The organism is Rhodococcus rhodochrous (assembly GCF_014854695.1).
GTDB lineage: Bacteria > Actinomycetota > Actinomycetes > Mycobacteriales > Mycobacteriaceae > Rhodococcus.
The window spans coordinates 3,579,603-3,598,155 of sequence record NZ_CP027557.1; the positions used below are offsets into that span (position 1 = coordinate 3,579,603).

At 67.6% G+C, this 18,553-nt stretch carries 20 protein-coding genes; 9 read left to right on the forward strand and 11 right to left on the reverse strand.

Features of this window, described 5'->3' with window-relative positions; genetic code table 11:
* Nucleotides 1-8: 8 nt before the first annotated feature.
* The 3 genes from nrdE to C6Y44_RS16660 all read right to left on the reverse strand — a co-directional run bounded on the left by nrdE (nucleotide 9) and on the right by C6Y44_RS16660 (nucleotide 3,048).
* Nucleotides 9-2,174, reverse strand: coding sequence for a class 1b ribonucleoside-diphosphate reductase subunit alpha (nrdE, locus tag C6Y44_RS16650; RefSeq protein ID WP_159417936.1), 2,166 nt, complete (start codon nucleotides 2,172-2,174; stop codon nucleotides 9-11).
* Nucleotides 2,175-2,257: 83 nt separating this feature from the next.
* Nucleotides 2,258-2,710: a class Ib ribonucleoside-diphosphate reductase assembly flavoprotein NrdI gene (gene nrdI, locus C6Y44_RS16655; protein ID WP_106199297.1), complete on the reverse strand. Its 453-nt coding sequence runs from the start codon at nucleotides 2,708-2,710 to the stop codon at nucleotides 2,258-2,260.
* A gap of 107 nt (nucleotides 2,711-2,817) precedes the next feature.
* The gene (locus C6Y44_RS16660) at nucleotides 2,818-3,048 is read right to left on the reverse strand and encodes a redoxin NrdH (RefSeq protein ID WP_006550390.1); all 231 of its coding nucleotides are present in this window, start codon (nucleotides 3,046-3,048) and stop codon (nucleotides 2,818-2,820) included.
* Between the two features lie 393 nt (nucleotides 3,049-3,441).
* Here C6Y44_RS16660 and C6Y44_RS16665 point away from each other — a divergent pair, with 393 nt between their 5' ends.
* From C6Y44_RS16665 to C6Y44_RS16685, 5 genes are read left to right on the forward strand one after another with little or no spacing between them, the layout of a single operon-like run.
* The gene (locus C6Y44_RS16665; protein WP_159419178.1) at nucleotides 3,442-4,401 is read left to right on the forward strand and encodes a glycoside hydrolase family 26 protein; all 960 of its coding nucleotides are present in this window, start codon (nucleotides 3,442-3,444) and stop codon (nucleotides 4,399-4,401) included.
* On the forward strand, nucleotides 4,398-5,633 hold the full coding sequence (locus C6Y44_RS16670) for a PP2C family protein-serine/threonine phosphatase (RefSeq protein ID WP_106199295.1): 1,236 nt from the start codon (nucleotides 4,398-4,400) through the stop codon (nucleotides 5,631-5,633). Before C6Y44_RS16665 ends, C6Y44_RS16670 begins: the two co-directional genes overlap by 4 nt.
* A complete protein-coding gene (locus C6Y44_RS16675; RefSeq protein ID WP_159417935.1) occupies nucleotides 5,630-7,585 on the forward strand; it encodes a glycosyltransferase family 2 protein in 1,956 nt (651 codons plus the stop codon). The genes C6Y44_RS16670 and C6Y44_RS16675 overlap by 4 nt, the downstream gene beginning before the upstream one ends.
* Nucleotides 7,582-7,917, forward strand: coding sequence for an STAS domain-containing protein (locus tag C6Y44_RS16680; RefSeq protein WP_106199293.1), 336 nt, complete (start codon nucleotides 7,582-7,584; stop codon nucleotides 7,915-7,917). Before C6Y44_RS16675 ends, C6Y44_RS16680 begins: the two co-directional genes overlap by 4 nt.
* Nucleotides 7,907-8,374 carry an ATP-binding protein gene (locus C6Y44_RS16685; RefSeq protein ID WP_159417934.1) on the forward strand — a complete coding sequence of 156 codons (468 nt, stop codon included), beginning with the start codon at nucleotides 7,907-7,909 and terminating at the stop codon, nucleotides 8,372-8,374. Before C6Y44_RS16680 ends, C6Y44_RS16685 begins: the two co-directional genes overlap by 11 nt.
* Here C6Y44_RS16685 and C6Y44_RS16690 read toward each other — a convergent pair.
* The 4 genes from C6Y44_RS16690 to C6Y44_RS16705 form a co-directional block, all read right to left on the reverse strand.
* A complete protein-coding gene (locus C6Y44_RS16690) occupies nucleotides 8,354-10,477 on the reverse strand; it encodes a xanthine dehydrogenase family protein molybdopterin-binding subunit (RefSeq protein ID WP_120279789.1) in 2,124 nt (707 codons plus the stop codon). The genes C6Y44_RS16685 and C6Y44_RS16690 overlap by 21 nt on opposite strands.
* Complete coding sequence (locus C6Y44_RS16695; RefSeq protein WP_159417933.1) at nucleotides 10,474-11,472, reverse strand: FAD binding domain-containing protein; 999 nt, start codon at nucleotides 11,470-11,472, stop codon at nucleotides 10,474-10,476. The genes C6Y44_RS16690 and C6Y44_RS16695 overlap by 4 nt, the downstream gene beginning before the upstream one ends.
* A complete protein-coding gene (locus C6Y44_RS16700) occupies nucleotides 11,469-12,062 on the reverse strand; it encodes a 2Fe-2S iron-sulfur cluster-binding protein (protein ID WP_159417932.1) in 594 nt (197 codons plus the stop codon). Before C6Y44_RS16700 ends, C6Y44_RS16695 begins: the two co-directional genes overlap by 4 nt.
* A 188-nt stretch (nucleotides 12,063-12,250) precedes the next feature.
* Nucleotides 12,251-12,814: an NAD(P)H-dependent oxidoreductase gene (locus tag C6Y44_RS16705; protein ID WP_174247129.1), complete on the reverse strand. Its 564-nt coding sequence runs from the start codon at nucleotides 12,812-12,814 to the stop codon at nucleotides 12,251-12,253.
* A gap of 83 nt (nucleotides 12,815-12,897) precedes the next feature.
* On the opposite strand from C6Y44_RS16705, the gene C6Y44_RS16710 reads away from it, so the two are divergent.
* The 3 genes from C6Y44_RS16710 to C6Y44_RS16720 are packed head-to-tail and all read left to right on the forward strand — an operon-like array spanning nucleotide 12,898 to nucleotide 14,821.
* On the forward strand, nucleotides 12,898-13,581 hold the full coding sequence (locus C6Y44_RS16710) for a TetR/AcrR family transcriptional regulator (protein ID WP_159417931.1): 684 nt from the start codon (nucleotides 12,898-12,900) through the stop codon (nucleotides 13,579-13,581).
* Nucleotides 13,582-13,585: 4 nt separating this feature from the next.
* Nucleotides 13,586-14,377, forward strand: a complete 792-nt coding sequence (locus tag C6Y44_RS16715) for an META domain-containing protein (RefSeq protein WP_159417930.1) — start codon at nucleotides 13,586-13,588, stop codon at nucleotides 14,375-14,377.
* Between the two features lie 24 nt (nucleotides 14,378-14,401).
* Nucleotides 14,402-14,821 (forward strand): META domain-containing protein, encoded by a 420-nt coding sequence (locus tag C6Y44_RS16720; RefSeq protein ID WP_225623582.1) that lies wholly within the window; start codon nucleotides 14,402-14,404, stop codon nucleotides 14,819-14,821.
* Between the two features lie 21 nt (nucleotides 14,822-14,842).
* Here the strand turns inward: C6Y44_RS16720 and C6Y44_RS16725 are convergent, their stop codons facing one another.
* Together C6Y44_RS16725 and C6Y44_RS16730 are read right to left on the reverse strand one after the other, a co-directional pair.
* On the reverse strand, nucleotides 14,843-15,391 hold the full coding sequence (locus tag C6Y44_RS16725) for a nucleosidase (RefSeq protein WP_120279795.1): 549 nt from the start codon (nucleotides 15,389-15,391) through the stop codon (nucleotides 14,843-14,845).
* Entirely contained in the window at nucleotides 15,388-16,164 is a 777-nt protein-coding gene (locus C6Y44_RS16730; protein WP_159417929.1) for a fructosamine kinase family protein, read from the reverse strand. Before C6Y44_RS16730 ends, C6Y44_RS16725 begins: the two co-directional genes overlap by 4 nt.
* Before the next feature lie 102 nt (nucleotides 16,165-16,266).
* On the opposite strand from C6Y44_RS16730, the gene nadE reads away from it, so the two are divergent.
* The gene (gene nadE, locus C6Y44_RS16735) at nucleotides 16,267-17,103 is read left to right on the forward strand and encodes an ammonia-dependent NAD(+) synthetase (protein ID WP_159417928.1); all 837 of its coding nucleotides are present in this window, start codon (nucleotides 16,267-16,269) and stop codon (nucleotides 17,101-17,103) included.
* Here nadE and C6Y44_RS16740 read toward each other — a convergent pair.
* Both C6Y44_RS16740 and moaA read right to left on the reverse strand, forming a co-directional pair.
* Entirely contained in the window at nucleotides 17,100-17,378 is a 279-nt protein-coding gene (locus C6Y44_RS16740; protein WP_024101433.1) for a MoaD/ThiS family protein, read from the reverse strand. The genes nadE and C6Y44_RS16740 overlap by 4 nt on opposite strands.
* Entirely contained in the window at nucleotides 17,371-18,429 is a 1,059-nt protein-coding gene (moaA, locus tag C6Y44_RS16745) for a GTP 3',8-cyclase MoaA (RefSeq protein WP_026061344.1), read from the reverse strand. Before moaA ends, C6Y44_RS16740 begins: the two co-directional genes overlap by 8 nt.
* Nucleotides 18,430-18,553 lie beyond the last annotated feature (124 nt).

Consider the following 18,553-nt stretch of genomic DNA (forward strand, 5'->3'; position numbering starts at 1 on the left):
AGAACGGATCACAGCATGCAGGAGACGCAGTTCTCCACCTCGGTGCCCTCGAGCGCCATCTGCCGCAGGCGGATGTAGTACAGGGTCTTGATTCCCTTGCGCCACGCGTAGATCTGGGCCTTGTTCACGTCGCGGGTGGTGACGGTGTCCTTGAAGAACAGCGTCAGCGACAGCCCCTGGTCGACGTGCTGCGTCGCGGCAGCGTAGGTGTCGATGATCTTCTCGTAGCCGATCTCGTAGGCATCCTGGAAGTACTCGAGATTCTCGTTCGTCATGTAGGGCGCCGGGTAGTAGACTCGCCCGATCTTGCCCTCCTTGCGGATCTCGATCTTCGACGCGACCGGGTGGATCGAGCTCGTCGAGTGGTTGATGTACGAGATCGAACCGGTGGGCGGAACCGCCTGCAGGTTCTGGTTGTAGATGCCGTGCTTCTGCACGGACTCCTTCAGCTCGCGCCAGTCCTGCTGCGTGGGGATCGCGATGTTCGACTCGGTGAACAGCTGACGGACCCGCTCGGTCGCCGGCTCCCACACCTGATCGGTGTACTTGTCGAAGAACTCACCCGAGGCGTACTTCGACTCCGGGAAGCCCTTGAAGTACGAGCCGCGCTCGATCGCGATCGTGTTCGACGCACGCAGGGCATGGAACAGCACGGTGTAGAAGTAGATGTTCGTGAAGTCGACGCCTTCTTCGGACCCGTAGAAGATGTGCTCGCGGGCGAGGAAGCCGTGCAGGTTCATCTGGCCGAGGCCGATGGCGTGGGATTCGTTGTTGCCCCGCTCGATCGACGGCACCGACGAGATCGTCGTCTGGTCGGAGACGGCCGTCAGGCCGCGGATGGCGACCTCGATGGTCTGCGCGAAGTCGGGCGAGTCCATCGTCTTCGCGATGTTCAGCGAGCCGAGGTTGCACGAGATGTCCTTGCCCACATGGCTGTAGGACAGATCGTCGTTGAACTCCGAGGGGGTCGAGACCTGCAGGATCTCCGAGCACAGGTTCGAGTGCGTGATCTTTCCGGCGATCGGGTTGGCCCGGTTCACCGTGTCCTCGAACATGACATAGGGGTAGCCCGACTCGAACTGCAACTCGGCGACGGTCTGGAAGAACTCGCGCGCCTTGATCTTCGACTTGCGGATGCGCTTGTCGTCGACCATCTCGTAGTACTTCTCGGTGACGTCGATGTCGGCGAAGGGCTTGCCGTAGACCCGCTCGACGTCGTACGGCGAGAACAGGTACATGTCCTCGTTCTTCTTCGCCAGCTCGAACGTGATGTCGGGGATGACGACGCCCAGCGAGAGGGTCTTGATGCGGATCTTCTCGTCGGCGTTCTCGCGCTTGGTGTCGAGGAAACGGTAGATGTCGGGGTGGTGCGCGTGCAGGTAAACCGCACCGGCACCCTGACGGGCACCGAGCTGGTTGGCGTAGGAGAAGGAGTCCTCGAGCAGCTTCATGATCGGGATGACGCCGGAGGACTGGTTCTCGATCTTCTTGATCGGGGCGCCGTGCTCACGAATGTTGCTGAGCAGCAGGGCGACACCGCCACCGCGCTTGGACAGCTGCAGTGCGGAGTTGATGGAGCGGCCGATCGACTCCATGTTGTCCTCGATGCGGAGCAGGAAGCACGAGACGGGCTCGCCGCGCTGCTTCTTGCCCGAGTTGAGGAAGGTCGGGGTGGCCGGCTGGAAACGACCGGAGATGATCTCGTCGACGAGGTGACGGGCGAGGATCTCGTCGCCGTCGGCCAGCGTCAGTGCGACCATGCACACGCGGTCCTCGAAGCGCTCGAGGTAACGCTTGCCGTCGAACGTCTTGAGCGTGTACGAGGTGTAGTACTTGAACGCACCGAGGAAGGTCGGGAACCGGAACTTCTTCGAATACGCATGGTCGAACAGCGATTTGACGAACGCACGCGAGTACTTCTCGAGCACCTCGGGCTCGTAGTAGTTCTCCTCGACGAGGTAGTCGAGCTTCTCGTCGAGGTTGTGGAAGAAGACCGTGTTCTGGTTGACGTGCTGCAGGAAGTACTGGCGGGCGGCGGCCACATCCTTGTCGAACTGGATCTCGCCGTTGGGGCCGTACAGATTCAACATCGCGTTGAGCGCGTGGTAGTCGAGATCCTTGATCGAATCGTCGAGGTGTGCGCTCGTGGCGGGAGCGGGATCGGTAATGGTCACAGTGCTGTCCCCACTTGTCGGAGTTAGGAAACGGCCGCGCAGTCACGTCCGCGACGCGCGTCGAATACGGATACGGATGTGGCTCAGGCGTTCTGGAGAACGGACTCCCAGAATCGGGCGAGACCGTCGCGGACACGCTCGACGTCGTCGGTCGTGCCCATCAACTCGAACCGGTACAGATACGGCACCTTGCACTTGCGCGAGACGATGTCTCCCGCGAAACAGTACGAGTCGCCGAAGTTGGTGTTACCCGCCGCGATGACACCGCGGATCAGGCCCCGATTGTGCTCGTTGTTGAGGAATCGGATGACCTGTTTGGGAACGTAGCGGGTATCACGGCCCGTGGCGGTCGTCCCGCCACCGTAGGTCGGCACGATCAGCACGTACGGATCGTGGACCTCGAAATTCCCCTCACGATCGTGCAGCGGGATACGGCTGGCCGGAATCCCGAGTTTCTGCACGAATCGGTGGGTGTTCTCGGATGTACTCGAGAAGTACACCAGCGATGTTCCCGGGATCGACCCCAGCGAAGCCATCGGTAGTCACCACTCTTCATTCGATTGCGAAGACCGGCCCGAGGCGGACACGGAAGAACACGTCCGCCCGGAGACGACGATCGGGCCGCCGCGAACGCGGCCCGGGCTCAGGCAGCGACGGTGAGCGCCTTGATGCGGTCGGGGCGGAAGCCCGACCAGTGGTCGTCGCCGGCGACGACGACGGGCGCCTGGAGGTATCCCAGCGCCATGACGTAGTCGCGGGCCTCGGGGTTCTCACTGATGTCGACGACGTCGTACTCGATGCCGGCCTTGTCGAGGGCGCGGTAGGTGGCGGTGCACTGGACGCAGGCAGGCTTGGTGTAGACGGTGATGTTCATGAATGCCCCTTTTCCGACGGCCGTGGGCGGCCTGACGACTGACTGCTGTGCGTTACCCGGAAGCCCACTCATCCGTCCGATCCCGCTTCCCCGAGAGATCGTCGGCACTTGTGGCCCTCCAGCGGTCTAGACACTACACCTTGTGTCCGTCGGATACACAGAACCCAGGATGTTGTGACTTACAAAGGTGATATTCCCAGGTCGCGACCCTCCCTCCACGGCGTTTCGGGCGTGTCTCGGCGTGTCGCTGCAGCGCGTCCGAGAGAGACCTCGAGCACAGTGTGGCGGGCACCACCGACAACTTCGCGAGGTCACCGCGAGAACACCCTCCGGAGGGCCTGCGCGGGGAGCTCCGGGCGGGAAGAATGACTCCTCGTGCACCCGGTTCGCGCGATGCTTGCCGCACTGCTGGCACTGTCCCTGTGCGTCGCCTGCGACTCGCGCCGTGAGTGCGAACCGATCTCCGCCCCGCTCGACGAGACGAGCACCGCGTGTCCCCGCTTCGGCATCAGCACCCCCGGCGGCCCGGTGGCCGTCGACGAGTACCGCGCGGTCACCGAGGCGGTCGGCACCGCACCCGGCGCGGTGCTGTGGTTCGTCGACTTCCTCTCCCCGCCACCCCTCGGGGCCCTCGACATCGTGCGCACCTCGGGCGCCGACCCGATCGTCACGTGGGAGCCCTGGTTGCAGCGCGACGACGGGACGTACGACCGGACGTCGATCACGATGACCGACATCGCCGCGGGGATCCACGACGACCATCTCTACCGATGGGCGGACGAGCTCGCCGCCTGGGGCGGGACCGTGTTCCTGCGCTTCGCGCACGAGCCGAACGGGGACTGGTACCCCTGGGGTCCCGCCGGCGGTACCTCAGCGGAGACCTACGTCGCGGCGTGGCGACATGTGCACGACCTGTTCACCTCCAAGGGAGCCGTCAACGTGCGCTGGATCTGGACGGTCAACGTCCCACACGAGGGCAGCAGCCCCATCGCCCCCCTGTATCCGGGCGACGGTTACGTCGATGTCATCGGGGTCGACGGCTACAACTGGGGCACCACCCGGCCGTGGAGTCGCTGGCAGTCCCCCGAGGATCTGTTCGGACCGACCTTCGACGAGCTCGGTCGGCTCGCCCCGGAGCGTCCCGTCGCAGTCACCGAGGTCGCGAGCGCGGAGGCCGGTGGATCGAAGCCGGACTGGATCCGGGATCTGGTGGCTTACTTGGACAGTCACCCCGCGGTGACGACGTTCGTGTGGTTCCATCACAACAAGGAAACCGACTGGCGCCTGACCAGCACGGCCGAGTGCGCGGCGGCCCTGGACGACGCTCTGCACAGGAGACACACCGCACGATGACATCCGAGGCGCCGCTGCTCCCCGACCATCTCGAGGGCGAGCGCATGCGCGACGTCGAGCGGCTCGAGCTGCTCGACACCCCTCACGAAGAGCGCTTCGACAAGATCACCCGCATGGCGTGCCGCGTGTTCGGCGTCCCCATGGCGTCGGTGTCGCTGATGGACCACGACCGGCAGTGGTTCAAGTCGATCCTCGGACTGCAACTCTCCGAAGTTCCTCGCGAGAGGACGGTGTGCCGCACCACCATCGCGCGGGCGTACGAGCGGCCGGACGACCCCGCACTCGTCCTTCCCGATGCCGCAACCGATCCCGCCTTCATGGACATCCCCGGTATCGGTGGTGAGGGTGGGATCCGGTTCTACGCCGGTTATCCCCTGTTCGGCCCCACCGGTCACCCCGTGGGCACCTTCTGCATCTATGACACCGAGGAGAGGAGCCTCGATCCGGATCAGCTCGACACATTCGCGGAGCTGGCCGAGTGGGCTCAACGCGAACTCGATCGTTCCGACGAACTCGAGCGGGCCGCCGAGATCCAGCGGCAACTCCTGCCCCGGCCGCTCCCGGATCTTCCCGGTTACGGGATCGCCACGGTGTGCCTGCCCGCCTACATGGTGGGCGGCGATTTCTTCGACCACTACCGACTCCGCGACGGGGTCGTGATCACCGTCGCCGACGTCATGGGCAAAGGACTCGGTGCTGCGATACTGTCGTCGGCCGTACGTTCCTCGCTGCGCGGGGTCGGAAGAGTCTTCGACCGGTTCGGGCGGCCGGAAGGTGTCCTCGAGACCGGATTGGCGCTGTCGGTCGCCGCGGAACACCTCGCGGAGGACTTCGAGCACACCGGGACGTTCGTCACCGCCTTCGTCGCCGCGATCGACTTCTCGACGGGGCACATCGAGTTCGCCGATGCCGGCCACGGTCTGGCCGCGATCCGGCGTGCCGACGGCGAGGTCGAACCGCTCCACGGCGGCGGCCCTCCGCTCGGGATACTCCCCGAGACCACGTGGATATCGGCAACCGCGCAGCTGAATCCGGGCGACACTCTCGTGGTCTGCTCGGACGGTCTCCTCGACCTGCTCGACGAGCAGAGCGACCCTGCGGCACTGTGCCGATTCGTTGCGGCTCATACCACCCCGGAGGCACTGGTGGACGCTGCGCAAGCCTTGACGGAGAGCGAACCACCGCTCGACGACGTCACGGTCGTCGCGATACGACGGAACGAGGTGTTGTGAACGCCGTCACGAAAGAGGGCTACCCGTCCCCGTTCCTGCGTGTCCTCATCGTCCTCACGGTCGTCGTCGGTCTGAACTACATCGTCTGGCGCTGGTTGTTCTCGGTGAATTGGGACGCCTGGTGGATCGCGGTGCCACTGGTGCTTGCCGAGACATACAGCCTGATCGACTCCTTGCTCTTCGCCTTGACGATGTGGCGGCTGAGGAGACGCCCCGAGCCGCCGGCGGCACCCGAAGGGATGACGGTCGACGTCTTCATTACCACCTACAACGAACCCGTCGACCTGGTGCTGCGCACCGCCGCAGCAGCAAAGCGGATCCGCTATCCGCACCGGACGTGGATCCTCGACGACGGAGCCCGGCCCGAACTCGCCGCGGCCGCAGCCGAACTCGGTGTCGACTACATGACACGCTCGGCGAGCTGGACGAACAAGCCCCGTCATGCCAAGGCCGGCAATCTCATCAACGCCCTGCTGCACTCCGACGGCGAGTTCCTGTTGATCCTCGACGCCGACCAGGTGCCCGAACCCGAGATCCTCGACCGCACACTCGGATACTTCACCGACGAGAGCATGGCGCTGGTCCAGACCCCGCAGTACTTCACCAATGTCCCCGACTCCGATCCACTCGGCAGTCAGGCCCCGTTGTTCTACGGCCCGATCCAGCAGGGCAAGGACGGCTGGAACGCGGCCTTCTTCTGCGGGTCCAACGCGATCCTCCGACGTGAAGCACTCATGCAGCTCGGCATCGCCGGCTACGTCCAGGCCGTCGAGGACGGTGTGGAACGCACCCTGCGTACCGCCGGAAAGGTGGTCGATCGCGCGCGCCGGAAAGTGCCCGCCGATCAGCCCGATGTGGCCGCGGCACTCGACTCGGTGCGCCGTGCCGTGCGCACGGCACGCAGCGAACTCCGGACCGGTGTGGCACTCGCCGACGTCACCTTCCGCTTCCAGCAGACGGTCGACGCCGCTGCACGCAGCATCGTCGACGCCGACTTCGGTGGTATCCGCGCCGATCTCGAGGAGATCGCCGCGCTCGACGCACACGGTACCGACGCGCTCACCATCGACGACACCGTGCTCGAACGCCTGGCCGATCGCGAATGGTCGCCGCTCGGTGCGCTCGAATCGATCCGCGCGATGATCCGCGCGGTCGACGTCGACCGCGCGGAGGAGGCCGAACCGATGCTCGCGTTGGCGACCATCTCCGTGACCGAGGACATGGCCACCTCGATGCGCCTGCACGGCGCCGGCTGGAAGTCCGTCTACCACCACGAGATCCTGGCCTACGGGCTGGCCCCGGAGGATCCGAAGACGATGGTCACCCAACGACTTCGCTGGGCGCAGGGCACGATCCAGGTGATGCTCCGGGAGAACCCGCTCGTCCAGAAGGGCATGACCGTCGCGCAGCGCCTGATGTACTGGTCGACGATGTGGAGTTATCTCTCCGGATTCGCAGCCCTCGCCTATTTCGCGGCGCCGGTGATCTATCTCGTCTTCGGAGTCCTGCCGGTCGAGGCGTTCAGCCTCGACTTCTTCGCGCGACTCGTCCCGTTCCTCATCCTGAGTCAGTTGTTGTTCTTCATCGTGGGCCGCGGGACGCCGACCTGGCGTGGCCAGCAGTACAGCCTCGCCTTGTTCCCGGTGTGGATCAGGGCGTGTTGGACCGCCTTCCTCAACGTGTATTTCGACAAGCCGCTGGACTTCGCGGTCACTCCGAAGACGCGCCAAGGGGGCGAGGGTGTCCCGTGGTATCTGTTCCGGCAGCAGCTGCTCGTCATGGCGCTGTTGGTGGTCGCAGCGATCATCGGCACCGTGCGGTTGTTCCTCGGCGATATCTCGGTGCTGGGAGTCACCGCGAACCTCGTCTGGGTCGTGTTCGACCTGTTCATTCTCTCGGTGGTGATCCAAGCGGCTCGCTACCGTGGACCCGAAAGCAAAGGAGATCGATGAGCCACTACGAAACCCGCCAGGTGGGAACGAGCACCGTCGTGCAGCCCACGGGCCGCCTGAACATGGTTGCGGCACCGCGCCTTCGCGAGCAGCTACATGGTCTCGTCGAGAACGGATCCAGCCGGCTCGTGGTGGATCTCAGCCGGACCGACTTCATCGACTCCTCCGGTCTCGGCGCACTCGTCTCCGGGTTGAAGGCCGCCCGTCAGGCGGGCGGCGACCTGCGGATCGCCGCACCGACCGCCCAGGTACAGAGCGTCCTCGCGCTCACCCGGCTCGACCGGGTGCTGACGACACACGATTCCGCGGACACGGCGTTCGATGGCGACTGACCGGCCACCGGAAATGCAACCGGACCAGGGCCCCTCGATGCGGTGGGAGCTGTCGGCCACGACGAGTGAAGGCACCCTCGACAGGATCATGAACCTGGTCGCCGAGATGTTCGCCGCCGAGGAGCTCGACGAGTCCGACCGCATGCAGTTCGAGATCGCGGTCGCCGAGATCGGCGCGAACATCATCGAGCATGCCGGCCGGGGAGACGCGGTCTCGGTGACGCTGACCCTGGAACTCCATCCGGAGCGCCTGGAGGCCGTGTTCGTCGACGACGGCGCCCCGGCCCGGGTGGATCTGCGTTCGGTCGAACTTCCGGATGTCCTCGCCGAGCGCGGTCGAGGACTTGCCATCGCCCTCGCCGCGCTCGACGAACTTCGGTACCGGCGGCAGGCCGGCACCAATCGCTGGCTGTTGGTCTGTTACCGGTCCGACGCGTCAGGGCAGGCCGGGCAGTAGGTCGTCGAGGCGGGCCGGCAGGTTCCGGACCCGCACTCCGGTCGCGTGCCACAGGGCGTTGACGACCGCCGCGGCGCTGCCGACGATCCCGATCTCACCGATCCCCCGCGACCCCATGGGTGTCGCGTGCAGGTCCTCGTCGTCGAGCCAATCGGCTTCGATCCCACGGATGTCGGCGTGTGTCGGCACGTGGTATTCGGACAGGTCGTGGTTGACGACGTGCCCGAAACGCGCGTCGCGGATGCTCTCCTCGAACAGGGCCATCGAGATCCCGAACGACATCCCGCCGATGAACTGCGAACGCGCCGTACGTGGGTTGATCACCCGTCCCACGGAGAACAGACCGAACATCCGGGGCACCCGGATCTCGCCGGTGTCGGCGTCGACATACACCTCGGCGAAGTGCACACCGAAGGACTGCGCGGTGTAGTGCTCGAGTTCGCGGTTCTCGGCTGCCGACGCGGACAGTTCGGCACCCACCGGTGGGTCGTCGCCGAAGCGTTTGCCGAATTGCTCTGCGGCCGTGACGATCGCGGTACCCCAGGACGAGGTGCCCGACGATCCGCCGGCCACCGTGCCGTTGGGCAGTGCACTGTCGCCGATCTCGAGGTCCACGTCCTCCGGTCGGCATCCGAGTGCGTCGGCTGCGATGAGGGTCAGGGTCGTCCACGCACCCGTACCGAGGTCGGTGGCTCCGATGCGGACGGAGTAGCGCCCCTCCCCGAGGTGCCGGATCTGGGCTTCCGAACCGGGATTGACCATGTGGGGATAGGTCGCGACCGCCATGCCGGTACCGATCAGGGTGTTGCCCTGCCGCCGGGTGCCGGGTTCGCGGTCGGACGGATCCCATCCGAATCGCTGTGCTCCTTCGCGGAGGCATTCGACGAGCCGGCGCGACGACCACGGCTTTCCCGTCTCCGGATCGGACTCGGGTTCGTTGCGGATGCGCAGTTCGATCGGGTCGATCCCGAGTTCGGCGGCGAGCTCGTCCATCGCGACCTCGCCGGCGAACATGCCCGGCGCCTCGCCGGGAGCGCGCATCCAGAACGGCGCCGGCACGTCGAGGGTGATCGCGCGATGCGACGTACGGGCGTTGGCGACGTCGTAGAGATTGCGCAGCGGCACCCCCGCCTGTTCGACGAATTCGGTGACCCGGGACGACTGGGCGAACGCCTCGTGCACGAGACCGGTGAGCCTGCCGTCGCGGTCGGCCGCGAGCCGGATGTGCGAGGCGGTCGGAGCGCGGTAACCGACGTAACCGAACATATCGGGTCGGGAGACCGCGAACTTGACCGCCTTCCCCGGCAGGGCCCGCGCCGCGAGTCCGCCGAGGACGTCGTGCGCGTGAGGACCGCCCTTGGAACCGAATCCCCCACCGATGTACGGACAGACCACCCGCATCCGGGCCGCGTCGAGACCGAAGACCGGCGCGAGGGTCTCGACGACACCGTGCGGATGCTGCGTCGAGGTGTACAGCGTCAGGGTGTGTGCGTCGGTCTCACCGTTCGACGGCACGACGTCGTTCCGCCAGATCGCGACGACGGTGTGCGGTTCGAGCGGGTTGTTGTGTTCCTCGGGGGTGGAGTACCACTGATCGACGACCGTCTCGGCGCGGGCGAACGCCGCGTCGACGTCCCCTCGCTCGGTGTCGGGTTCGTAGCCGCCGTTGACGGTCTCGGGTGTGTACGCGTCGGGATGGTCGGCGCGGAAGAGCGCGTCGTGCGGTTCCTCGCTGTATTCGACCTTCAGGAGCGAGCATGCCTCCCGGGCGATCTCGAAGCTCTCCGCGACGACCGCGCCGATGATCTGGCCCCGGTACAGCACGTCGGGTGTCTGCAGGACGGAGTACTCGCCCTCGGCCTCCTCGGTGAGACGTGGGGCGTTCCAGGGAGTGAGGACCTTCAGCACCCCCGGCACCGCTTCGGCGGCGGCGGTGTCGATCCGGTCGACGCGTCCACGGGCGATGGTGGAGGTGAGCGGTACGAGGTAGGCGGGGTCGTCGACCGGGTGCTCGTAGGCGTACGGCGCCGTCCCGGCGACCTTCGCCGGTCCGTCGATTCGCGCGGTGGAGCGCCCACCTGCTCGGATCGGCTCGGGGCTCATGCGGATTCACCTCGTTCCCGTTCGTCGAGTTCGCGCAGGGTCGCCACCACGGTTCGCCGCAGCAGCGGGATCTTGTAGGCGTTGCCGTCGAGGGGGCTCGCGTCGGCGAGCTCGGCCTCGGCCGCGGTGGCGAAGACCTCGTCGGAGGGTTGGTGCCCGAGAAGTGCTTCCTCCGCGCGGTGTGCCCGCCAGGGCCGGTGGGCGACCCCACCGAATGCGATGCGGCACCCGGTGATCGTCCCGTCCGCAACGGTCATCTCGGCCGCTACGGAGACCAGCGCGAAGGCGTAGGACGCCCGGTCGCGCACCTTGCGATAGGTGGACAGCGAACTCTGCGCTGCGGGGATCCGTACGCCGACGATGAGATCGTCGCGTTCGAGCACGGTGTCGCGCTCGGGTGTGTCGCCCGGGAGTCGGTAGAAGTCCTCCACCGCGATGGCGCGCTCACCGTCCGGGCCGAGGACGAGGACTTCGGCGTCGAGTGCGAGCAGGGCGACCGCCATATCGGAAGGATGGGTGGCCACGCAGCGCTCCGAGGCGCCGAGGATCGCGTGGTAGCGGGTGTATCCGCCGATGGCGGAGCAGCCGCTGCCGGGTTCGCGCTTGTTGCAGGGGGTGCTCACGTCCCGGAAGTACGAGCACCGCGTGCGCTGGAGCAGGTTGCCGCCGGTGGTCGCGGTGTTCCGGAGCTGGGGTGAGGCACCGGCGAGCAGTGCGCGCGACAGCACCGGATAGTTGCGCCGCACGAAGGGATGCGCCGCGAGGTCGCTGTTGCGGACATTGGCGCCCACCCGGATTCCCCCGTCGGCCGCCTCCTCCACGGTGTCGAGCGGAAGATGCGAGACGTCGACGAGAAGATCGGGGGTCGCGACGCCGAGTTTGAGGTGGTCGACGAGATTCGTGCCGCCCGCGAGAAAGACCGCACCCGGTGTCTCGTGCACGACGGCGACGGCGGCGGCGGGATCTGCCGGTCGCTCGTAACGGAGAGAACTCATCGCGTCTCCTCCGTATCGAGTCGGCTGTCGCCGGCACCGATTCGGCTGTCGCCGGCGGCGACGGTGCGGATCGCCGAGACGATGTTGGGATAGGCCGCGCAGCGGCACAGATTGCCGCTCATGCGTTCCCGGATCTCGTCGTCGTCGAGTTCGGGTGCCTGTTCGAGATCGGCCGTGACGTGACTCGGTGCCCCGTCGGCGAATTCGTCGAGCATGCCGACGGCCGAACAGATCTGGCCGGGGGTGCAGTAGCCGCACTGGAAGGCGTCGTCCTCGATGAACTGCGCCTGGAGCGGATGCATCTCCCCATCGCCGAGTCCGGCGGCGGTGACGATCTCGGCGCCGTCGTGCGAGGCGGCGAGGGCCAGACACGAGAGGGTGCGCCGGCCGTCGATCAGTACGGTGCACGCTCCGCACTGACCGAGATCGCATCCCTTCTTCGGGGAGGTGATCCCGAGGCGGTCGCGCAGTGCGTCGAGCACGGTGGTGCGGACGTCGATCGGGACGCGACGCTCCACCCCGTCGACGTGGAGAACTATGTCGAGATCGGGTCGGTGGCCGGTATCGGTCCTCGTGTCCCCGCTTGTCATGGGCAAACCTCCGAACAGTGGGCTGTGTTCGGGGCATTCCCGCTGCAGGCGTCGTCGAACCGTCGAGATGCGACGAGCGGAGCGTCCGCGGCTCGGCCGGACCCTGCGGATACGCGCGGTGCCGGAGACCTCGCGGGTCTCCGGCACCGGGGGTGTCGGACGGTCCGCCGGGCCGACGGACGTCTCGATCAGGCGTTGGCGAGCACCTTGGTGGCGTCGGCCAGGGCGGTGACGACCGCTGCGATCTGCTGCGCGGTCTCGGCGTGCTCCTTGGCGTGCACGCCACCGAACTTGCCGAAGGTCTCGCCGATCGACAGCGAGCCGCCCTCGACGATCGTGCCGCCGGCGATCCCGATGGCCTTGACCGCGTCCTCGAGCGCCCACTTCGCGGCGTTCTGGCTGGGCGACTGACTGACGATGGCGACAGGCTTGCCGCTCAGTGCGCCGGCACCGTAGGGGCGCGACAGCCAGTCGACGGCGTTCTTGAGCACCGCGGAGACGGTGCCGTTGTACTCGGGAGTGACGACCAGCACGGCATCGACCTCGGCAGCGGCGTCACGCAGGGCCACGGCCGCGGCGGGGACAGCCTCGCCGTCGAGGTCCTCGTTGTAGAAGGGAACGTCGGCGAGGCCCTCGTAGAGGGTCACCTCGACGTTCTCGGCAGCGACCGCAGCGGCAGTCTCGGCGAGCTGGCGGGAGACGGAGCCGTCACGCAGGCTGCCGACGAGGGCGAGAACTCGGGTCATGGGAATATCCTCGGGTCGAAGTGGTTGACTACGCAATGTTAAACGGACCGCGGTCCGCTTTATTCCCCGCCCCGCTAGAGTGTGACCTTGTGAACACTCGCCCCCTCCCGCACGCGGACGGTCGGGCGCTGCCTGCGGCGAACAACCGGGCCCTCCCTCTGGCGGACGAACGACTCTCCGAACGGGGCGACGCAGCGCGCAATCGTTCCCGTCTGCTCGACGCCGCCGCGCTGCTCGTCGCCGAACGCGGCGTCGACGCCGTGACGATGGACGCCGTCGCGGCGCGGGCCGGGGTCGGCAAGGGCACCGTCTTCCGCAGGTTCGGCTCCCGCGCCGGACTCGTCCGGGCGCTGCTCGACCACAGCGAGCACGAGTTCCAGCAGGGTTTCCTGTTCGGCCCGCCGCCGCTCGGCCCGGACGCCGATCCCCTGGACCGGCTCATCGCCTTCGGTCGTGCGCGCATCGAACTCGTCGAGGTGCAGGGCGAACTGCTCCGCGCGGCCGAATCCGCCACCGACTCCCGCTACACCGCTCCCGCCCACCTGGTCTCGCTCGCCCACATCGACGCGTTGTTGCGTGCCGCCGGTGTCGCCGGCGACACCCGATTGCTGGCGACCTCGCTGGTCGCGTCGCTCGAGGCCACCCTCGTGCTCCACCAGTGGCGCGAGCTGGGACATCCGCTCCGCCGACTCGCCGACAACTGGGCCGAACTGGCACACCGTGTCGTGACCGGCCGAGGTATCCACGAAAACGGGTCGAGCGCCGTACCGTAACGGCATGATTCGCACATTCCGGGTGCTCACGGTCGTCTCCCTGGCGGCGATCGCTGCCGCGTGCACCACCGAGTCGGATTCAACCGACGGCAACTCCGCCGAGGACCTCACCGGCCGCACCTTCGTCTCGACGAGCGTGACCGGCACGCAGATCCCGGGCGACGGACCGATGGTCGTCGAGTTCCCGGAGGACGGACGCATCTCCGCGACCGCCGGCTGCAACCGCTTCGTCGGCGGCGTGGACCTGGCCGACGGGCGAGTGAAGGCATCGGACCTGGCGAGCACGATGATGGCCTGCCTGCCGGAACGCGAGGGAGCAGACGCGTGGCTCACCACGCTGTTCGACGCCGAGCCGCGCTGGTCGCTCGACGGGAACACCTTCACGCTCACCGGCGACGACATCACGGTCTCGCTCGAGGACGAGAAGGTCGCCGACCCCGCTCTGCCGATCACCGGTACCGAGTGGGTGGTGACCTCGCTGCGCACCGCCGACGCCGTCGTCAGGTCGGTCGCCCTGGAGAACGCCGCGCCGACACTCACCCTGGCCGACGACGGCACCCTCACCGGGAACACGGGGTGCAACGAGATCGGCGGCAGCGCCGAGGTCGGCGACGATGTCATCCTGTTCGAACCGCTCACCATGACCCGCGCAGGCTGCGCCGATCCCGAGGTCGCCGACATCGAGACGCACATCCTGAACGTGCTCGCAGGTGAGACCACCTACACCGTCCAGGGCTCGTCGATGACCCTCACCGCAGCGAACGGCACCGACGGACTGGAGTTCACGGCCCGCTGATCCCTCCTCGGTACCGTGAGACCCATGCCGGGAGCAGTCCGCGTGGTCGTCGTCCTCGCACTGGGTGCGCTGCTGTCCGGGTGCGGAATGTTCGGGTCGTCGCCGTCCGACCCGATCGGTCGCCGTTACGTCTCGACCGAGGTCGAGGGGCGGCCGATCCCCGGCGGCGGTCCGCTCCAGTTGTCGTTCCCCGCTCGGGAGCGGGTCGCGGCGTCCGCCGGATGCAACCGGTTCACCGGCACCGCCGACCTGTCCGGGAGCAGGATCCGCGCCGGGACGCTCGCGTCCACGAGAATGGCGTGTCCTCCCCCGCGCGACGGTGCCGACGACTGGGTGCGGACGCTGTTCGCGGGCACACCCCGGTGGACTCTCGACGGGGAGGTGCTCACCCTGACCACCAGCGCGGTGACCGTCACCCTCACCGAACGTACGGACGGGGGCTGAGATCGTTCGAGGGCGAATCGTTCAGTAACGCTCGACGAGCCAGCGGGCGAGTTCCTGCGCACTGCGGTCGACCTGCTGCGGCCAGTCGAGCGCCGAATCGTCGGCCCGGTCGCTCACGTGCTTGACGAGCCGGCACCGCGCACCCATGCGGCGGGCGGCATAGGCGACCGCGAAACCCTCCATGTCGACGAGATCGGCGCGCGCGGACAGCGCGTCGCGGATCTCGGCGTCCGAGACGAACGAATCACCGGTGGCGAGCACGCTGCCGTCACCGTCGTCGATCTGCACGACGTCCTGCACGGGGTGACCGAGGCTCTTCAGGATCTCGCTGCTGATGTCGTGGTTGATCGCGGCGGACGGCAGGAACAGTCCCGAGTGGTGGGTGTGCAATGCGCCGGCGGTGCCGATGTTCACGACGAGCGGCCGCGCGTCGGCCGGATACCCCGCGAGCGCCGCGGTGACGGCGACCGCCGCGTCGACCTTCCCGATCCCGGTGATCACCGTCTCGTAGCGTTCCGGGACGTGCGCCGCCTCGGCGCGGGTTGCGGATACGACGAGGATCCCGTTCACGTACTGCCTCCGAGTTCGAGGGTCGCGAGTGCCGCCCGGTGCAGCTCCCGCCCGTACCCGGCACCGTATCCCGCGGCGTGCACCGCCAGTGGATGCAGCTGGTGCACGGGCACCCGCTGCTCCCATCCGGCACGCAGCGGATGTGCCGACTCGTAGCCGTCGACGACCCCGCCCAGGTACGGGCAACCGAAGAGCGCGAGCATCGCCAGATCCGTCTCGCGGTGGCCACCGTGCGCGGCCGGATCGATCAGGACGACGCCGCGCGGCGACCACAGCACGTTGCCGTTCCACAGGTCTCCGTGCAGGCGCGCGGGCGGATCCTCGTCGTCGAAGGCGCCGGCGGCGACGAGATCGCAGGCGGCCTCGATGTCGTGGCGCTGACGGTCGGTGACGCTGCCCGCCTCGACCGCGATGCGCAGGAAGGGCAGCACCCGCTCTGCGACGTAGAACGTTCCCCAGGTGTCGTGCACGGTGCGGCTCATGGGGCGGCGGCCGATGAACAGCGGCCCGTCGTAATCGTCGGGTGCCGCACCGAAACCGGCGGCGCCCACGTCGTGCATCCGGGCGAGTGCGGCACCGAACTCCCGTGCGGCCTCGACGGACGGGGATGCCTCGGCGATCCGCTCGAGTTCGATGTGGTGCTCGCTCACCGACCGCACCGCCGCCACCGGCATACCGGCATCGGCGAGCCAGGCCAGACCGGCCGCCTCGGCCCGGAAGAAATCCGGTTGCGCGTGCGGGTCGTGTTTGCGGAAGACGTCTCCGGTGCTCACCCCGAAGAGTCTGCCCGACCGTACTCTTCGCCCCGCCCTCTTCGCCCCGCCCTCTTCTCCGTTGTATCACAGCAGTAACACGGGAACGCTAGGGTCGTGAAGATGACGAACCTTCGCGATCGGATCATCGAAGAACTCGGGGTGAAACCCTCCATCGACCCACGCGCCGAGATCGACGCGCGGGTGCAGTTTCTCGCCGACTACCTGCGCAGCACTCCCGCGAAGGGATTCGTGCTCGGCATCAGCGGCGGGCAGGACAGCACACTCGCCGGCAAGCTCGCCCAGCTCGCCGCGGAGAAGCTCCGCGCCGAGGGCCACACGGCGGAGTTCGTCGCGGTCCGCCTGCCCTACGGCAAGCAGGCCGACGAGCACGACGCCCTCGTCGCACTGGAATTCATCGGAGCCGACCGCACTCTCGGTGTGGATGTGAAGCCCGGCGCCGACGCGACCGCCTCGGAAGCAGCTCGCGCGCTGTACGGCACCGAGACCCGTCTGCGCGACTTCGTGCGCGGCAACATCAAGGCCCGCGAACGCATGATGATCCAGTACGCGATCGCCGGAGAACTCGGCTACCTCGTGGTCGGCACCGACCACGCCGCCGAAGCGGTGACCGGCTTCTACACCAAGTACGGCGACGGCGGCGTCGACATCACCCCCCTGGCCGGTCTCACGAAGCGGCAGGGTGCGGCGCTGCTGCGCGAACTCGACGCGCCCGAGAGCACCTGGATCAAGATCCCCACCGCTGATCTCGAGGACGACCGTCCCGCGCTGCCCGACGAGGAAGCGCTCGGCATGACCTACAGCGAGATCGACGACTATCTCGAGGGCAAGGACGTCACCGACGACCTCGCCAAGCGCCTCGAGACCAAGTTCCTCGACACGCGGCACAAGCGCGTGATGCCCGTGGCGCCCTTCGACACCTGGTGGCGCGAGGGTTAGCCACCCGCGAAGGGCGGCAGGACGTCCACTCGGGACCCGGCCGGTCGGCCGAGGTCCCGGGTGAGTTCGCCCGTGCCACCATCGCCGGGTTCGAGCAGAAAGGCCGCCACCGACAGGACCCGCTCCATGCCGGCGCCGTAACGATCGACGAGCACGGCACGCAGCGCGCCGAGATCGGCACCCTCCGGCAGGTCGATCGTGTCCTTCTCGCGTCCGGCCGCATCCGCTGCGGCCGCGAAGTACCGCACCTCGATCCCGGTCGTCACCTCAGCCACCGATAGCTCCCATGCTCCGCTGCGGCGGCGCGAAGTCCGCCGCGTCCATGCCGTGTCCGGCCCACTTGTTCCACATCGCCCCGCGCCACAGCGCGGCGAGTTCGTCGTCGGTGGCGCCGCCTCGCAGAGCGGCGCGCAGGTCGGTCTCCCGGTCGCTGAACAGGCAGGACCGGACCGTTCCCTCGGCCGTCAACCGCGTGCGGTCGCAGTCGCTGCAGAACGACCGCGTCACCGACGCGATGATGCCGACGGTCGCCGGTCCGCCGTCGACGAGCCAGCGTTCGGCCGGCGCGGACGGGTCCTCGCGTTCGGTCTCCGTGAGCGTGAACCGCTGCCCGAGCACGTCGAGCAACTGCTGGGCCGGCACCATCTGCGAGCGCGCCCAGTTCTGATCGGCGTCGAGAGGCATCTGCTCGATGAACCGCAGTTCCACGCCCTCGTCGAGGCACCACGCGAGCAGGTCGGCCGCGCCCTCGAGGGTCTCCGGCATCAGGACGGCGTTGACCTTGACCCGTCCCAGTCCGGCGGCCACCGCGGCGCGGATGCCGTCGAGCACCGAATCGAGCCGGTCGCGGCGCGTGAGCCGCGCGAAGTGCTCGCGGTCGATGGTGTCGAGGGAGATGTTCACGCGGGTCAGTCCGGCGTCCGCCAACGCCCGCGCACGGTGCCGGAGACCGACCGCATTGGTGGTCAGCGCGATCGGCAGCCCCGGGGTCTGCTGCGCACATCCGGCGACGATCTCCTCGAGATCGCGGCGCATGAGCGGTTCCCCACCGGTGAAGCGCACCTCGTGGACACCGAGCCGACCGGTCGCGATGCCCACCAGACGCACGATCTCGGCGCTCGTGAGCAGCTGGTCGCGCGGAATCTCGGGAAGTCCCTCGGCCGGCATGCAGTAGGTGCAGCGCAACGAGCACTTCTCGGTGAGGGACACACGTAGGTCGCGGGCGATGCGCCCGAAGCGATCGAGCAGCTCGGGCACGTCGGGCCGATCGGACACGTCGTCTGCGCGATCGCGCACGACCGGGATGCCCATGTCCACCGCTGTCATACGACCATCGCTTTCATACAGCCCAGTATGCCCACAACCGCCGACCGTGACATCGCATCCGGACAGACGGGGCACACGCGGCGCGTCGTCGGCGGCGGGACACGGCCCCCGTGTGCCTAGGATG

What these genes read in the sequence shown, in the direction of transcription:
- nrdI (WP_106199297.1), bottom strand. Translation starts at nt 2,710, where the DNA reads ATGGCTTCGCTGGGGTCGATCCCGGGAACATCGCTGGTGTACTTCTCG.
- C6Y44_RS16660 (WP_006550390.1), bottom strand. Translation starts at nt 3,048, where the DNA reads ATGAACATCACCGTCTACACCAAGCCTGCCTGCGTCCAGTGCACCGCC.
- C6Y44_RS16665 (WP_159419178.1), top strand. Translation starts at nt 3,442, where the DNA reads ATGCTTGCCGCACTGCTGGCACTGTCCCTGTGCGTCGCCTGCGACTCG.
- C6Y44_RS16670 (WP_106199295.1), top strand. Translation starts at nt 4,398, where the DNA reads ATGACATCCGAGGCGCCGCTGCTCCCCGACCATCTCGAGGGCGAGCGC.
- C6Y44_RS16680 (WP_106199293.1), top strand. Translation starts at nt 7,582, where the DNA reads ATGAGCCACTACGAAACCCGCCAGGTGGGAACGAGCACCGTCGTGCAG.
- C6Y44_RS16685 (WP_159417934.1), top strand. Translation starts at nt 7,907, where the DNA reads ATGGCGACTGACCGGCCACCGGAAATGCAACCGGACCAGGGCCCCTCG.
- C6Y44_RS16690 (WP_120279789.1), bottom strand. Translation starts at nt 10,477, where the DNA reads ATGAGCCCCGAGCCGATCCGAGCAGGTGGGCGCTCCACCGCGCGAATC.
- C6Y44_RS16695 (WP_159417933.1), bottom strand. Translation starts at nt 11,472, where the DNA reads ATGAGTTCTCTCCGTTACGAGCGACCGGCAGATCCCGCCGCCGCCGTC.
- C6Y44_RS16700 (WP_159417932.1), bottom strand. Translation starts at nt 12,062, where the DNA reads ATGACAAGCGGGGACACGAGGACCGATACCGGCCACCGACCCGATCTC.
- C6Y44_RS16715 (WP_159417930.1), top strand. Translation starts at nt 13,586, where the DNA reads ATGATTCGCACATTCCGGGTGCTCACGGTCGTCTCCCTGGCGGCGATC.
- C6Y44_RS16720 (WP_225623582.1), top strand. Translation starts at nt 14,402, where the DNA reads ATGCCGGGAGCAGTCCGCGTGGTCGTCGTCCTCGCACTGGGTGCGCTG.
- nadE (WP_159417928.1), top strand. Translation starts at nt 16,267, where the DNA reads ATGACGAACCTTCGCGATCGGATCATCGAAGAACTCGGGGTGAAACCC.
- moaA (WP_026061344.1), bottom strand. Translation starts at nt 18,429, where the DNA reads ATGACAGCGGTGGACATGGGCATCCCGGTCGTGCGCGATCGCGCAGAC.